General features: G+C 45.3%; 12 protein-coding genes. 10 read left to right on the top strand and 2 right to left on the bottom strand.

The window, feature by feature from the left end:
- The first annotated feature begins 89 nt into the window (after positions 1 to 89).
- The 9 genes from J2736_RS23365 to J2736_RS23325 all read left to right on the top strand — a co-directional run bounded on the left by J2736_RS23365 (position 90) and on the right by J2736_RS23325 (position 12,019).
- Positions 90 to 1,094: an endo-1,4-beta-xylanase gene (locus J2736_RS23365; protein WP_310501008.1), complete on the top strand. Its 1,005-nt coding sequence runs from the start codon at positions 90 to 92 to the stop codon at positions 1,092 to 1,094.
- A 145-nt stretch (positions 1,095 to 1,239) separates the two neighbouring features.
- Entirely contained in the window at positions 1,240 to 2,868 is a 1,629-nt protein-coding gene (locus J2736_RS23360) for a response regulator (protein WP_310501007.1), read from the top strand.
- Entirely contained in the window at positions 2,840 to 4,627 is a 1,788-nt protein-coding gene (locus J2736_RS23355; RefSeq protein WP_310501006.1) for a sensor histidine kinase, read from the top strand. The genes J2736_RS23360 and J2736_RS23355 overlap by 29 nt, the downstream gene beginning before the upstream one ends.
- Positions 4,628 to 4,721: 94 nt before the next feature.
- A complete protein-coding gene (locus J2736_RS23350) occupies positions 4,722 to 6,419 on the top strand; it encodes an ABC transporter substrate-binding protein (protein ID WP_310501005.1) in 1,698 nt (565 codons plus the stop codon).
- Between the two features lie 105 nt (positions 6,420 to 6,524).
- A complete protein-coding gene (locus J2736_RS23345; RefSeq protein WP_310501004.1) occupies positions 6,525 to 7,499 on the top strand; it encodes an ABC transporter permease in 975 nt (324 codons plus the stop codon).
- Positions 7,500 to 7,536: 37 nt separating this feature from the next.
- Positions 7,537 to 8,466 (top strand): carbohydrate ABC transporter permease, encoded by a 930-nt coding sequence (locus J2736_RS23340; protein WP_310501003.1) that lies wholly within the window; start codon positions 7,537 to 7,539, stop codon positions 8,464 to 8,466.
- 72 nt (positions 8,467 to 8,538) lie between these two features.
- Positions 8,539 to 9,693 (top strand): glycosyl hydrolase family 8, encoded by a 1,155-nt coding sequence (locus J2736_RS23335; RefSeq protein ID WP_310501002.1) that lies wholly within the window; start codon positions 8,539 to 8,541, stop codon positions 9,691 to 9,693.
- A 143-nt stretch (positions 9,694 to 9,836) separates the two neighbouring features.
- On the top strand, positions 9,837 to 10,772 hold the full coding sequence (locus J2736_RS23330; protein ID WP_310501001.1) for an AraC family transcriptional regulator: 936 nt from the start codon (positions 9,837 to 9,839) through the stop codon (positions 10,770 to 10,772).
- A gap of 104 nt (positions 10,773 to 10,876) precedes the next feature.
- Positions 10,877 to 12,019, top strand: a complete 1,143-nt coding sequence (locus J2736_RS23325; RefSeq protein WP_310501000.1) for a glycosyltransferase WbsX family protein — start codon at positions 10,877 to 10,879, stop codon at positions 12,017 to 12,019.
- A gap of 50 nt (positions 12,020 to 12,069) precedes the next feature.
- Here the strand turns inward: J2736_RS23325 and J2736_RS23320 are convergent, their stop codons facing one another.
- Together J2736_RS23320 and J2736_RS23315 are read right to left on the bottom strand one after the other, a co-directional pair.
- Positions 12,070 to 13,707: a response regulator gene (locus J2736_RS23320; RefSeq protein WP_310500999.1), complete on the bottom strand. Its 1,638-nt coding sequence runs from the start codon at positions 13,705 to 13,707 to the stop codon at positions 12,070 to 12,072.
- 5 nt (positions 13,708 to 13,712) lie between these two features.
- Positions 13,713 to 15,566 (bottom strand): cache domain-containing sensor histidine kinase, encoded by a 1,854-nt coding sequence (locus tag J2736_RS23315; RefSeq protein ID WP_310500998.1) that lies wholly within the window; start codon positions 15,564 to 15,566, stop codon positions 13,713 to 13,715.
- A gap of 205 nt (positions 15,567 to 15,771) precedes the next feature.
- On the opposite strand from J2736_RS23315, the gene J2736_RS23310 reads away from it, so the two are divergent.
- Positions 15,772 to 17,088: an ABC transporter substrate-binding protein gene (locus J2736_RS23310; protein ID WP_310500997.1), complete on the top strand. Its 1,317-nt coding sequence runs from the start codon at positions 15,772 to 15,774 to the stop codon at positions 17,086 to 17,088.
- Positions 17,089 to 17,133: the final 45 nt, after the last annotated feature.

Genomic DNA, 17,133 nt, shown 5'->3' with positions numbered 1-17,133 from the left:
ATAACCTAAACTTCGTAGGGTATGAAACGTTCGAGGCAGACGATATAATAACTCGCGAAAGCGCTTTATTTTATGAGGAGGTCATTTACATGACGAAAGATAGCCAAATACAAATAGCTTCCCTATATCAAAAGTTTGAGCAGTACTTCGATATTGGTGCAGCTGTGAATGCCAAAACCATTACAACGCAGGCCGACCTCATCAGACGGCATTATAATAGTGTAACCGCAAAGAATGAAATGAAGTTTGCTGAGATTCATCCCGATCCAGACCGCTATACGTTTGAGGCGGCAGATGCGATCGTTGATTTTGCAACCATTCAGGGGGAAAAGATAAGAGGTCATACGCTAGTGTGGCATAATCAGACACCAGACTGGGTATTCGAGGGACCTACAGGAGCACAAGCAACGAGAGAAGAACTATTGACTCAGATGCAACAGCATATTGAAACAGTGGTGAAGCGTTACCGCGGCCACATATACGCATGGGATGTTGTGAATGAAGCGATTGAGGATACAACAGATATCACGCTGCGTAAATCCAAGTGGCTGGACATCATTGGTGAAGATTACATCGCGAAAGCTTTCCATTTTGCCCATCAAGCAGATCCTAATGCGCTCTTATTCTACAATGATTACAATGAAACCAACCCAGTGAAGCGTGATAAAATTGCTGCGCTCGTATCATCCTTACAAGATCAAGGTGTACCGATTCATGGTATCGGGATGCAGGGACATTGGAACCTTCATGGTCCTTCCATTGAGGAAATTCGCGCCGCGATTGAGCTCTACGCTTCTCTTGGCGTGCAGCTTCAAATTACAGAGTTAGATCTGTCGGTATTCGAATTCACAGACAGACGAACGGATCTCACAGAACCAACCCCTGAAATGTTAGAGCTGCAGGCGCAGCGATATGAGCAGATTTTTGAGCTGTTCAAAGAGTACCAGAGCTGTATTACAGCAGTTACCTTCTGGGGAGCGGCAGATGATTACACATGGCTGGATCATTTCCCGGTGAAAGGGAGGAAGAATTGGCCCTTCCTGTTCGATTGCCAGCAGGCACCGAAAATGGCATTCCATCGGATTATGAAGTAGGGAGAAGACATTAGACTCCATAGTTGTCAGATGATGACAGAGTGGGATACAATAAACAACATCTAGATTGCTCGTATAGATAACTGCGAGTCCGGCTAACTACTGGACTCGCTTTTCCATTTTAGTTACCAAGGGAGTGAAAGCCATGACGCTGCAAGTGATGTTAGTCGATGATGAGCAATATGTCAGGAAAGGTTTACTCGGCCTAATTGACTGGGAGACCCTGGGTTACTGTGTCAGCCATGAAGCGGATAATGGAAAAGATGCACTGCGAATCCTTACTTCCAGGCAGTCTGACATTGATGTTGTCATCACAGACATTCGTATGCCAGTTATGGATGGTTTGAAGTTAATAGAAGAAGTGAAACTGCATAACCTTAGTCCCTGTAAGTTTATTATTTTAAGCGGTTACAATGACTTCTCCTATGCGCAATCTGCCATTCGTTTTGGGGTGAGTGACTATATTTTAAAGCCGATTGAGGAAGAGGATTTGGAAGAGACGTTACGGAAGTTAGCGCTGCAAATTAAGGAAGAGCGTCTACAGAAGGCGATAAGTGGCCGACTCACTTTAAGAGGCTTGTTCGAACAACTAAGTAGAGGCGAGCAAGCGGCCAAAGCTGTGATGGAGCTTGACGAACGGGTTCATCTGTCTAAAGGAAGCGTGCTGCGGTATGGCATAGTTGAATTGAACCGAGGCCTCTCCGAAGAAGGAGAGGCGACGGATTACCTCATCAAGGACAATGTCAGCGTTGTCGCCCAGGCCTTGCAAACATTAGTCGATGTACCTAGCGACTTTGTTGTTCAGCTGCGCAATCAGCAGTGCGCTTTTCTCATTTGCTCTGATGCGTTGAAGCTGTATGGTGGCAGCTATGAGCAATTTGGCGCTGCGCTGCAGAATCTGTTGGCCAAGCGGCTGCAAGCGGGTGTTACGCTATATTTTGGCGCGAGTGTGAAAGATATGAAGCAGCTCAGCGCATCGATTCAGACAGCAAACGAGCTGCTGCAGTACAAGTATGTGAAGGGGATGAAGGATGTTCTTTTCTATGAAACAGCCTCAGAGACGAAGCTAAGTTATGCAGAGCCGGATGTCGGCTTATTCCACCGTATTCAGGAAGCCGTTGAAGAGCAAGAAACCGAGAAGATTAAGACGACGATCGCGATGCTCTTTACTGAAATTGAAACGAAATCACTAGCCAAAGATGCGATTCGCACGATTATCGATCGCTATGTGCACCGCATCTTGGGAACCCTGCAGGGGATGCAAGGACCAACGGATTTGCTCGTTAATCTGAAGCCCATGCTAAGCTGGGATGCACAACCGCTATCTTTTGGCCAACTGCAGGACTTATTTATTTCCTTTATGATCGAGAGCTCTCGCATGATGGAACAACTGCGGGGAGAGCAGACCAAGGGCAGCATCCACAAGATTAAGAGCTATATTGAGCATCATTACCAAGAGAATATAAATCTCAAAAGCATTGCTGCTGAGTTCTATATGAATCCGGTGTATGTCGGGCAATTGTTCAAGAAAACATACGGTCAGTATTTTAACGAGTTTCTGCTGTCGATCCGCATTGGCGAAGCCAAGAAGCTGTTACGTCAAACGGATTTGCGGATTTATGAAATTGCCGAAAAGGTAGGCTTTAACAACGCGGACTATTTTGTTGCGCAATTTGAGAAAATGGAAGATATGCCTCCATCCGAATATCGCAAAAAACTACTGACCAAACAAGGCGGCCATTCCCATGAAAATACGACGATTCCAGCTAAATAACGTTCGTTTACGCAACAAATTGTTGATGCTTTACTTTCTAAGTGTGTTTATTCCGATATTATTGACCAATGTAATCTTCTATCAAGTAACGACTCACAATGTTCAGCGGCAGAAAACGGAAGATATCTCGCTGAATTTAGATAAATTGAAGGATGAATTTCGTGCCAAGATCGATAATGCAGTTGGAATTTCATCCTTCTTTTATACAGACGGTCTCTTAAATGATGCCCTGGAGCAAACCTACGCGGAAACCATTGATTATGTGCGCATGTATAACTCGCAGCTTGCGGCCAACATTAATAAGTACAATTTGGTATATAGCGAAATAAAAGGCATTCAGATGTATACCAACAATCCAACGATTATCGACTCCGGCGGCTTACACCCGCTAACGGATATTATTCGCGATTCAGAATGGTATCGTAGCTTACAGAAGGTGCATGCTGAAGGACAACCTTATCCCCTCGTTATGCGAAGCGCTGACAATGAGAGCTCGTACAGCGGGCTTAGCATCATCCGACAAATGAACAATTTCGTGAACGCGAACACCTATAGTAAAATACTCAAAATTGAGATGAGTCCGGACGCCATCGAGGTCATGTTTAGCAATCAAGCGCTGCAGGGCAATCTATATCTGCTGAATGCTGAAGGGGATATTCAGTATACGACGGACGCGAAGCTGGATTGGATTCGGGGCAAAACTAACTTCCGCAGCGTGGCGATCCCTAAGGATGCCATTCAATTGGAGCGAACTTATAGTACCAACTATTTAAAGAATTGGCGTATCGTTCTCGTTTCAGATGGACATGTCCTAGATGCCGTGCGTAAATCCAAGCAATTCGTCGTCTATTTGGCACTACTTAACATCCTGCTGCCGACACTTGTGATTGTCTGGATCTCATCCTCCTTGCATACACGACTAGTTCGTATTCTTGTTCATATGAAAAAAGTGAAAAACCAGCATTTCGATCTCATTGATGAGCCGGAAACGAAGGATGAAATCGGCCAATTGGTGCGAGAATTCAACCGAATGACCGTGCAAATCAAGAGCCTCATTGATGATGTGTACATCGCGGATATTCAGAAGAAGGATCTGGAGCTGAAACAAAGGCAATCGCAGCTGCACGCTTTGCAGAGCCAGATTAATCCTCATTTTCTGTTTAATGCGTTGGAAACGATTCGTATGCGCAGCTTGATCAAGCAAGAAAACGAAACGGCAAAAATTATTAAGAATATGGCCAAAATGTTCCGCCGTTCACTGGAATGGGGTGGGGAATGGGTCACGTTCCGTGATGAGCTGGATTTGATTTTATGTTTCCTAGAAATTCAGAAATACCGATTTGGAGATAAGCTAAGCTATCATTTCGAGGTGGATGAGTCCGTCTATAGCTGTAAAATCCCCAAAATGACCTTGCTGCCCTTCATTGAGAACGCTAGTCTTCACGGAATCGAGCCCTTGCAAGGCCACGGCACCATCGAATTGAAGGCGACTAGAAGTGGGGATCAGGTGAGTTTTACGATTGCGGATACCGGCATTGGGATGCCGAAGGAGAAGGTCGATTTATTGAACGCTTATATGGGTAACGGCGAAGATGTGAGTGAACACGTCGGGATGAAGAATGCTTTTATGCGACTGAAATTATATTATGGCAATGCCATTGATGTTCAGATTAGTAGTGAGGATGGCGTCGGCACCATTGTGAAGATTACTACCCCAGTCCAAGTGAATGAGAGTGATCGATCACCTAAGCTTTACTAAGAAGATACTAAACTTTACAGGGTAATCAAGCTGAGAGCGGTTTTATATAATGAAAGTGCTTACAAGATAGTGTTGAGAGGGGAGTTTCACAAGAATGAAGAAGTTGAAATTAGTCACGATGGGCACATTGTTAGCGCTTTCGCTAAGTGCTTGCAGCAGCTCAAACTCAGCAGATCCAGCCACTTCCAAAACACCTAGTAGTCCTAGTGGCACTACCGCTGCTAAGGAAGAGATGAAACCAGCTACGTTTAGCTATTTCTTGTTTAACGCAGGAAAGAATATGAACACGAATGAAACCCCAATTGGTAAAGAGTTAGAAAAACAAACAGGCGTTAACTTTAAAGTGGAGAATCTCGTTGGCGAATCTAAGACCAAGTCTGGTGTCATGATTGCTGGTAATGAGTTCCCAGATGTGGTGCAGCCTGAAGGAGAAATTGATAAGTTCATGGATGCTGGCGCATTCATTCCACTCGATGAGTTAATTGAAAAATACGGTCCGAACATTAAGCGCGTATATGGTCCTTATTTTGACAAAATGAAGCAAAAGGATGGCAAGATTTATCACCTTCCCTTCAGTGCGAATCAAGGCTTTGCTGCTAACCCGAACGTAGACCAAGGCGCATTCTGGATTCAACGCGGCGTGTTGAAGGAGCTTGGCTATCCGAAGCTTACGACACTTGACGAATACTTCAATGCGATTAAGACATATAAAGACAAGCATCCACAAGTGGATGGCAAGGATACCATCGGGTTCTCCGTCATGACGTATGATACGAACTTCTTTACGATTACGAACCCTGCTTTCCATTTAGCAGGCTACCCGAATGACGGTGGTCTACTGATCGATCTGAAAACAAATGAAGCGAAAAGCAATGCCATTGATGAAGCAACGACGAAACGTTGGGTAAAAAAACTCAATGAAGTCAATACAGCAGGTTTGTTCGATAAAGAGTCCTTCACGATGAACAAAGATCAGTATTTGGCGAAATTGACTTCCGGCCGTGTACTTGGTTACTTCGCATATGACTGGCAAGTGGGCGATGCGCGCAATAACTTGGCCAAAGCTGGCGTAGATGACAAGCGTTACGTGGCACTTCCAATCGTGTTTGACAAAGGGGTTAAGGACCAATACTTGGATCCGCCTTCCTTCGTAAACAACCGTGGTATCTCCATTTCCAAAAGCGCGAAAGACCCTGTTCGCATTATCAAATTCTTTGACACGATGCTGACTGAAGACAATCAAATCCTGCAACAATGGGGTATCAAAGGTCAAACGTATGAAGTGGATGACAAAGGCAAGTTCTTCCGTACGGATGAAGAGATCGCGAAGATTAAAGATCCTAAGTTCTATGAAGATTTCGGTTTGAAAATGTTTGCGTACAACTGGCCTCGTTATGGTAACTTCTCTATCGTAAAAGGCGACAATGCTTTCGATCCGAACAAGCAGCCTTCTGTAGCTGAGAAGAACTATACAGATGGTGATCGTGCACTTCTGAAAGCGTACAACGCAAAAGTCTTTACAGACATGTTTAGTAAGCCAGATGCTCGTCCGTGGTACCCTGCATGGAGTATCAACAAAGGACAAGGCACACCTGAACAAATTTTTGAACAAAAAATGGGCGATCTTCAGAAGAAAGCTTATCCAGAAATGATTCTTGCAAGCGGCACAGATAAGTTCGAGAAGGCTTGGAGCGACTATGTGGCACAAGCAAGCAAGCTTGATATCAAAGGCTATGAAGCATTTGTAACGAAGATTGTGAAAGATCGCGTTGCAGGCAACTGGGCAAAATAAGGAAGATGCGTAACGAATAAGGGGATGCAGGGCACTGGAGCGTATGGATAGTGTCATGCGTCCCTTCTACTTAGATAAAAAGCATGAAGGAGTGAGTGATTTTCTATGGAGAGCCTTACAAAAGAATCCCTAACGGACAGACCAGTGCTATCCGAGAAATCAACAGGGTTAGTCTTATTTTTTCGTAAGCTAGGTAAGCAAAAAGTATTGATGGCCATGTCGCTGCCTTTTCTTATTTGGTTGTTTATTTTCAAATATGTACCGCTTTGGGGTTGGTCTATGGCCTTTCAAAAATATCGTCCGGCCAAAAAATTCTCTGAGCAAACGTGGGTTGGATTCGATCAATTTAAATTCCTCTTTCAAGATGAGGGCTTCCTTCGTGTCATGCGAAATACGTTAGCGATGAGCACGATTAATCTCGTATTAGGCTTTGTTACAGCGGTTACTCTAGCTATTCTTCTTAATGAACTGCGCAAAGTTATTTTCAAACGTTTTGTACAGACAATCAGTTATTTGCCCCATTTTATTTCTTGGGTTGTTGCTGCTAGTATCGTATCCGGCGCCTTATCTACAGATGGCGGGATCATTAATGAAGTCTTATTAAAATTACATGTGATTAGCGAACCCGTTCTATGGCTCGGTAAGGGTGAATATTTCTGGGGAATTCTTGGTGCATCCGAGGTGTGGAAAAATGTCGGTTGGAACACCATTATTTATCTAGCTGCGATGACGACGATTGATCCGGCTCTGTATGAGTCGGCAGAAATGGATGGCGCCAACAGATTTCAGCGCATTGTGCATATCACTCTTCCAGGCATTAAACCGGTTATTATCATATTGCTAATTATGAATTTAGGTCACATTCTTGAGTCTGGTTTCGAACCACAATATTTACTCAAAAATGGGATGAACATAGATTATGCAGAAAATCTTGATATTTTCGTACTCAATTACGGCATCAACTTAGGCAATTTCTCATTGGCAACAGCAGCAGGCATTTTCAAGACCGTCGTTAGTTTTATCTTCTTGATCAGTGCGAATCAAATTGCTAAACGTGCCGGTGAAGCCAGATTGTTCTAATCGTTTATTTGGACCACTTCACAAGGAGGTATCAGCTATGGAAGCTTCACAACAGGCAAGTTCGAGCCGGCGGAATACGCACATAGGTGATCGCTTGTTCGATATTTGCAATATCATATTTATGTTTGTACTTGTTGTAGTTACGCTGTATCCCTTTGTTAATACGCTAGCCGTAGCGTTGAACGATGCGAATGACGCGGTCCGCGGAGGGATTTATCTGTTTCCTCGCATGTGGACGTTCGATAATTTTAAATACGTGTTTAGCGAAGCCGCAATCGTACATGCTTTCTTCATTTCAGTATTAAGAACGGTGATAGGTACTGTGGTTACGGTGTTCTGTTCGGCCATGGTAGCCTACACGATGTCACGTCAAGAATACGTGCTTCGCAAATTCGTAACGGTTTCCTTTATTTTCACGATGTATTTCAGCGGGGGGCTCATTCCAGGCTACCTGCTCGTTCGGGACCTTGGCATGTTAGGAAGCTTCTGGGTATATATCATTCCAGGCATGATCGGGGTATTCAACTTAATTATCATCCGTTCGTTTATCGAAGGGCTTCCTGACGGGATTATGGAAGCAGCTCGTATTGATGGCGCGAATGATTTCTCGATGTTCATGCGAATTGTTCTTCCGCTTGTTGTTCCTGTATTGGCGACAGTTGCCTTATTTAGCGCGGTAGGTCAATGGAACTCGTGGTTCGACGTCTTCTTGTACAATTCTTCGAATGAGAATTTAAGTACGCTGCAGTACGAGTTGATGAAAATATTGCAGAACACGAATACACAAACGTCGCAAACGGCAGCTGACATTTTTGCTAGCAGTGCGAACTCTGGGGCAGCTACAGTAACACCCACATCGATTCGTTCTACCATGACGATTGTAGTGAGTCTCCCGATTATTATGGTGTATCCGTTCTTGCAGAAGTATTTTGTTAAGGGGATGACCGTTGGCGGTGTAAAAGGTTAGACGGACTAGACTAGCGATTAACCCCCGGCATCTTGCGTGTCTTGGGGGTTTTCTAATTAGGAGGCATTTTATATGCAAAAGCAAAGCATTGACGCATCGACGACAGGCAGTTGCCGCAATTTATTTGCGGAGTATGGGTATGTGGAAGCGGATATTCAGGATAAATTGCAGGACATGTGGAACCAATTGTTCCACGGTGATGAGGATACCAGAATCTATTATGAGGCTGGCGATGCAGGCGCTTATTTGTTGGATACAGGTAACCTAGATGTGCGTACCGAAGGTATGTCATACGGCATGATGATCGCTGTACAACTGAATCAGAAGATCGTCTTTGATCGGATTTGGAAGTGGACACATACGAACATGTTGATGACTGAGGGTGACAATGCGGGCTATTTCGCATGGTCGTGCAACACAGATGGCTCCAAGCGGTCAAACGGTCCAGCGCCGGATGGAGAAGAATATTTTGCCTTATCCTTATTCTTTGCTTCACACCGCTGGGGCGATGGTGCAGCACCTTATAACTACAGTGAGCAGGCACGCGAGTTGCTTCGGACATGTATTCACAAAGGAGAAGACGGCGTTGGCAAGCCGATGTGGAATCTAGAGAATAAGCTGATCAAGTTTGTTCCAAACTGCGAATATTCGGATCCGTCTTATCATCTGCCGCATTTTTATGAGCTGTTTGCTTTATGGGCCTATGAAGAAGATCGGCCGTTCTGGGCGGAGGCTGCGGAAGCTAGTCGAGCTTATTTACAGATCGCCTGCCATCCTGAGACCGGCTTGGCGCCAGAGTATGCGCATTACGACGGCACACCGAATGATGATCGCGGCTACGGTCACTTCTTCAGCGACTCCTATCGTGTAGCGGCTAATATCGGGTTGGACGCGGCGTGGTGCGGCGGTTCGCAGTGGCATTCCGATACGGTAAATCGCATTCAGTCTTTCTTCGCGGATAAATCACCAGAGGATTATCGTCGGTACCAGATCGACGGCACACCTTTCGATGAGAAGGCACTTCATCCCGTGGGCATCATAGCTACCAATGCTATGGCCTCGCTTGCGGCGCCAGATGGTGCTCATGCTAGAGCGTGTGTCGAGCTATTTTGGCAAACACCAGTTCGTACAGGTGTAAGAAGATATTACGATAATTGTTTGTACGCGTTTAGCGTGCTTGCCCTGAGCGGGAATTTTAAAATATGGCAGCCTGAATTGATCAGATAAGTGAAGAACTCGGTACTCCTTTTTCAAGGGATGCCGAGTTTTTCTTACTAACAGCTCCAAGCAGAATGATATAATAGATCTACTGAACAACTACAATCCAACGATATTAGCAATTTTTGAATGAGAGGTCGAGGGACATCTTTATGGAGCCTAATGGAGTTGTTAAAAAGATTGATTTTCTAAACCTAGCGCCATACGTTCGCTTTGCACATGAAGATGCAGGAGAGGACGACTACCGTGTACCGCCTAGGATCATTTACGATCATGAGATGATATTAATTACTTCGGGCACGTGTGTATTTCAACTAGAAGATCAGACTTATCCATTAGAAGCGGGAGATTTGCTCTTCATCAGGCCGCATTTAAGGCATTCTTACTTTGTGCCTAAGGGGAAATCGTTTCGTTATTTTGCTGTTCATTTTGATCTGATGTATATGGGGGAGCAGTTGGATTTCTCTCCGATTGATGTCTATGTGAATCTGGATTACTTCAATATGGAATACATTCCTGTGGAGGAAGAACTCGCGGAGCGCCCTTTGCTCGAACTCGATGATGTTTGGTTTCCGCATCGTATGCGCGTATCGGACCTCTTAACCTATACCCAAATCTTTCAACGTTTGGTTCACACGTTTACTTCGAAGCCAGTAGGCTATCCGATCCTGCTGCGTTCACAGCTCTTGCTGATACTAAGCAATATGGCCAATGACTTGGCTACCGATCACGGGGTTAGCAGTCAATCTGCACGCCGAACCGAGATCACGGAAACCATTCGCCATATGCAGAATCACTATGCGGATCCGCTGGAGCTCCATGCGTTGTCACAGGCAGGGAGCTTGTCGCCGAACTATTTTCGCAAGTTATTTAAAGAAGCAACGGGGCGGACCCCGCTGGAATTTCTCACGCATTTACGGATAGAGAAGGCCAAAGAATTGTTGCAAGCGGGCACCCACTCCATCAGCAAAATTTCCGCCATGGTCGGTTACGAAGACATCCACTATTTCAGTAAACTTTTTAAAAAGCTAGAAGGGATGTCTCCCAAAAACTATGCCGCCTCTTTGCGTCGAGCGTATCAGGAATGAGTTCTTAGAGTGTTGTATTTTACAAATGCGATCGTTGGATTGACCAAAGCTTTCGTCCTTTTTTCCAGCTAGAATGGAGGAAATAGGAGGGGGGCAGGTTCACGATGACTGTAGAGCAATCAGCGAAAACCGAAGTGGCGGTATATTATTTTCCCAATTATCATATCGACGAGGTTAACGAGCGCAGGCATGGAAAAGGGTGGAACGAGTGGGCTTTGATGAAGGCAGCCACACCGCGTTTCCCAGGACATCAGCAGCCTAAGGTACCGCTTTGGGGCTATGAGGACGAAGCAGATCCCACGGTAATGGCACGCAAAATTGATGCGGCAGCCGACCATGGCATTGATAGCTTTATTTTCGATTGGTATTGGTATGACGATGGACCGTACCTCCATGGTGCACTAGAACGTGGTTTTCTCAAAGCGGACAATAACGACAAGCTCAAATTTTCGTTAATGTGGGCCAACCATGATTGGTTAGAGATTATGCCGGCAACTCGTCACAAGCCGTATCCCATTCTTGCCGAAGGGACGGTCACGGAGCGGCAATTTATTGAAGCGACCGACTACATGATCGAACATTATTTTCATCATCCCTCGTATTGGCGCGTTAATGGTGGCTTATACTTTTCAATTTACGAACTGATGAATTTGGTGAAAGGACTGGGTGGGAATCTATCTGAGGTACGTCGGATTCTGGATGATTTTCGCGGTCGAGTGAGGCATAGCGGCCTAGGAGAGCTTCATCTTAATGCAGTCGTGTGGGGCATTGCGAATCTGCCTGGTGAGGACAAAATTGTTGATGTGAATGGTTTTCTAGGTCAACTCGGATTTGACAGCATCACCTCCTACGTCTGGATTCATCACGATGAAATTCCGAACTTCCCTGGAAGCGATTACGCAGAGTACCGGGACATTTCGATTCAAAATTTCGAGAAATTCACATCGGATTATGAGCTGCCCTACTTCCCGAATGTCTCTATGGGTTGGGATGCCAGTCCGCGTACAATTCAATCAAATGTGTATGATCTCCTCGGATATCCGCACACGCCAATTCTGACGAATAATACACCTGAAGCGTTCAAAGAGGCGCTGTCCTTTGCCAAAACATTTATCGAACAGCATACGAAGCCTCGGATTCTGACCATCAACTCGTGGAACGAGTGGACGGAGGGCAGCTATTTGGAGCCAGATACCGATCATGGATACGGGTATTTGGAGGCTATTCGCGACATATTTAAAGGATAAAGTAAAAAGGCCGTCCCAGAAGGGATGGCCTTGAGCTACTTCACAACATGTCACAACTGACGATACTCACTCGGGGTAAAGCCAGTCATCTTTTTAAACACCTTATAGAAATACTTCTCGTCCTGAAACCCGACCATACCAGCCACCTGATTCGCTTTATAAACGCCTTCCTTCAACAGGGCGCGGGCTACATTCATCCGATGTTCTAGCACATAGGTATGGAAGTTTTCGCTAGTTTCGTCTTTAAATAGCTTACTAAAATAAGACGGGCTTAAATTGACATGCTGCGCAACGCTATCCAACGTGATGTCACCCCCATAATGCTGGCGAATATACAGCTTCGCCTTCTCCATCAGCACATGGTTGCTACTGCCGTTCTTAGACGATGGTTCTGTCGCAGCCGCAGCCGCGAACGCTTCAAAGATTAGGTTAAGCTTGTCGCTAAACCACTCTACAACATGATCCACGCTGTCGCACGCATTCACCTCTTGAGAAAGCAAAAACTCCTCGCCAAGCACCTCCTCAGGTTGAAGACCCACCTGCCTCAAATGCTTAAAAATGACAAGAATCAGTTGAAAGTTGAGACGTGTAAAATGAGCAGCGTCGACAGCGAAAGATGGCGTGTTATGATAAGGTTTCAACAAATCTTGGATGGATGCGAGGGCTAGCTCAGGCTGTTTCCGCTCAAAAGCTACCAATAGATCTTTGTCGCATCTTAGAGGGATAGAACCGACTGTCTGTTCGCTCTTCAAATGCCCTATCCCCGCTATGAATACGTGGTTGCCGCCTCGAATAAGTCGCTGAAGAATTGCTTTCTGAGACGCTTCATAAGAAATCTTAAGTTGGCTTAACTCACGAATGCTAGTACCGATACCTACCGTAACCGTCTGCTTCGTGTACCGTTCGATACATTTGCAAAGCTCCTCGCCGACTCGCTTCAGCTCCGTCTGACCTTCCTCCGGGAGATTTCCGCTATAATTCAACACGAAACCAATACCATCTTCAGTATCGAAAGGATAGTGCACGATTTGTTGCGCGTGCAACGCTTCCGAAGTAATATTTTCCACGGAAAATTTGATCAGCTCGCGATCTCTTAAGTTAAGCTCGTGCGAAAGTTTAGCGTAATGATCTACACTAAGGCACACTACACAGAACAGCCGATGGGCAAAATGAATCTCCAACTCCTGAAATTTGCGTTGCAAATACGGCTCTCCGAAGGAATCATCTCGAGTCAGAGATCTGAAAAATTGCTTGCGCATCGACTGAATACCGTGATGGGCAATCACTTCCATTTTAGATAGAGACTCTTGCTGCTGCTCGCGGGACCGCAACGATTGCCGAACGCTATTTACAGCGTCGAGCAGCTCCCCTTCTTTGATTGGCTTCAGCAGATAGTCAATGGCACCGAGTTGTACGGCTTGCTTCGCATAGGAGAAGAGATCGTAACCGCTTATAAACACAAATGCTGGCGTTAACTCCTGCTGCTTCGCAGTGGACATGAGTGTTAATCCGTCCATACCTGGCATTCGGATATCAGCGATCACCAATTGAAAGTCGCCTTGTCGCAACATATCTAGTCCCTCGATGCCGTCTTTTGCTTCTGCAACCATCCCAACATGAAAGTTGCGAAGCTGCATCACAACGGATTCTCGTACCAATGCCTCGTCATCAATGACCAAAATATTCATGAGATTCAATCCTTTTGTCTATAAGGTAGGTTGATTTTGACCATCGTATGTGAACCAAGCTTGCTAGACAGCTTAATGCCGTAGGCAGGGCCGAAAAAATACTGGATCCTCGTATGCACGTTCGTCATGCCAATACGTTCGCTTCCACCCGGTGTTTCAGCAGGCTGAAGCGAGTTCTTCTCTAGATTCCAATTAATCGCATCCAATTGAGCTTCTTCCATGCCTAATCCGTTATCGTAGATGTAAATGAAGCATTGCTCTTCGAAAATTTGTCCTGAAATACGAATTTCACCTTGATCTCTTTTAAGCTCCAGCCCATGATAAATCGCATTTTCAATAAAAGGCTGCAGAGTTAGACGAAGAATCGGTACTTCGAGCAATCGTTCATCGATATCATAATGGACCGTAAATCGGTCAGAGAAGCGGCGTTCTTGCAGAAATAAATAACTTTGGATATATTCGAGTTCTTTGTAAAAAGGTACAATAAAGTCGCCTTTACTCAAGTTGTACCGGAACATATCGGCTAGATGCTGGACCATGATCGAGGCATTGACCGAGTCTTTTTTGTCGCTAACAGCTTTAATAGAGGACAGGGTATTGTATAGAAAGTGCGGATTAATCTGGTTTTGCAGCGCCTTTAGTTCCGACTCATTACGCAAGATCGTGAGCTCGTACTTCGTTTCAATTAAATCCTTGAGCTCAGCAACCATCGTGTTGAAGGTCTCGCCAATCATACCCAACTCGTCTTCTCTATGAAGTTGAATGCGCGTAGAGAAATCACCGTGCTGGAAGGAGCGGAAGGAGCGGAAGGAGCGCATCAGTTTTTTTAAGGGTTTCGTAATCCATTGCGAAAATAAGAAGGACATGAGCAGCGCCAGCAGCATGAGGACTAAGGACAGGAAGAGTGTGCTTTGCTTCAAGTAAGCACTTTTCTTTTTTAAAGCGCTTACAGGTAAGATGGACACAACTTTCCACTGGTTTTGCGGCGAGATGCGATAGGTAACGATGGATTCGGTTCCTTCGACATTTGCGGTTATTGAACTTGAGGTCGATGGTCCTGCGTTTAGACTTTGATTTAAGTGAGTGATGAGTCCGTCACTGACGGTGCGGTTGGCGTAGATCAATTGTCTGTTTTTGCCGAGAACCAGAACAGTTTCTTCAGCATCCGTTTCCGTATTGGTAAATAACTGTTGAATACGCTCCATGTTCTGATCGATCACGAGAACGCCCTTTGGTTGATTGCCAGGTGAGGTAATATCGAGAATTGAACGAGAAACGGAAATGACCAAGGGCCGTTCGTTTTGACCAACAGCTAGAAACTCGTTCACATGAGGCTCCTGGAAGAGAGGGACGCCGTGCTGATCAAGCGTTTGGGTAAACCACTCATCGTTCTGTACGGTATACAGATTGAGCGAGCCGATACCTCTTTTATTCGCAAAAAATTTGGCCTCACCGTTCATGGAGAACAATGTAATGGAATCAAAGCGATCGTTGCTTTGGAGCAGGGTATTTAGAAAATCATAGACACGGTTATAGTACTCCATGTAATTCGGATTAATCTGGTTGGTTTCTGTGGTCAACACCTGCAGGACGTCCTGCAGATTAGGATAAACATACATAGATTGACGGGTTAAGTAGCTGATGTTCTCGTCCAGATTATTCGCAATCTGATCGATGATGCGCGATTTGTAACGAACGAAGTCGCTTTCCACTATGCCCGCTGAAATTCGGTAAGAGACGAGCCCAAAGAATGAAACAGGAAGCAGCGTCAAGACGATGAGAATAGAGAGCAGCTTATATCGAATTTCCTTGCGAAATGGTTTGCGGATAGCGGTTAGGAGAGCTAAGGGAGAGTTCATTGCGCGCATTCACCTGCCTGCCTAAGGTTATTATTTTCTCATCTTACTAGGAATTGAGAGAATGAACAACGGAGGAGAAGTGCGTTTCAATAAGTTCGTAAGCGATTCCACCTTTTCAGAGAATTTTACGCCTATCTGGAACAATACCTCGATAGTATGATGAGGCTAGCAACAGTTCCAACACTTTATTCCGGGGGGATTACAAATGAAAATGACGATGAGAAAGCCGATCTACGTGCTATTGGCATCCGCATTGGCAGTAGGCTTGACGGCATGCAGCAGTAGTTCGACAAGCACGTCGGGGACGACGAGCGGAAGTGATTCAGCACCCGTTACACTGAAATACGTTTCGTGGATGTCGAAAGGCGAAGATAAGCCGATCTTAGCTGAATTTATGAAGAAATACCCCAACATCAAAGTGGAAGATACCGTACTCGACGGGCAAAAGTATGATCAATTGCTGAAAACGAAATTCCTCGCTGGCGATGGTCCTGACGTATATTTATTCATGAAATCCGCGCAATACGCGTCTTATGTCAAAGAAGGCTGGTTAATGGACGTATCCAATGAGCCGGGTACTGCACTGCAAAAGCAATCCAAGGAATTGTCGAGTTACTATACCGTGGATGGCAAAATGTATGGATCCCTAGTCAACGGTGGTGGTGAGTTATGGCCGATTTACTATAATAAGAAGTATTTTGACAAGCTCGGCATTAAACCGCCAACCACACCGACAGAGTTCTACGCCATTTCAGCTAAAATCAAGGCAGACGGCAAAGAACCCGTCGTGTTTGGCGGCAAAGACGGATGGCCGTTCCGCATCATGTTTGATCCCTACCGCAACGCGGAGAATTTCGGGAAATATCCAAACTATAATGATGCCTTATACAAAGGTGAAGTGAAGCCTTCTGATCTCTATAAGAACACCTTTACAGAGTTCGGCAAATGGGTGAGTGATGGCATTGTCGCGAAGCCAAGTTTAACGCTGACCTATGACCAGAGTGTGCAGTATTTCGTGGACGGTAAAGCGGCAATGATTCCGCAAGGACCATGGTTGACGGGACTTGATCCGATTAAGAATGCGAATAAGAACGATTTCGAGTTAGGTGCATTCGTTTATAATTATGCGCCGGTGAACGGCAAGCTGCACTTGCTTGGCGCCGCTGATCGCTCCATTGGTATCAATGCGAAGACGAAGCATGCAGACGCAGCGAAGAAGCTATACAACTTCTTCTTAGAGAAAGAGAATGTGACCAAATATCTGGAAAGTCAAGGTCTTACAACATTGCTGCCAGGTGTGAATGTCAAAGTCGATGCCGTATTAAAGCCGCTGATGGATCTAGCGAATGACGCGTCTAAGGTTGAATACCATTTCACAGCAGGTTCAGTCACCTTCCCGCCAGCATGGGACAGCATCACATGGGCTAGCTATCAGAACATTTTAGCTGGGCAATCGGTTGATTCAGAATTGAAGCGAGTGGATGCGGAATTTGCGAAGCTGAAGGATCAAGCGATTAAATAGAAAAAATGGCGAGGGGCAGAATGCGCGATTCCATGCTGCCCTTCG

The sequence above is a fragment of the Paenibacillus qinlingensis genome (assembly GCF_031455095.1).
GTDB classification, from domain to species: domain Bacteria; phylum Bacillota; class Bacilli; order Paenibacillales; family NBRC-103111; genus Paenibacillus_E; species Paenibacillus_E qinlingensis_A.
This window is presented reverse-complemented; position numbering and strand designations above follow the sequence as displayed.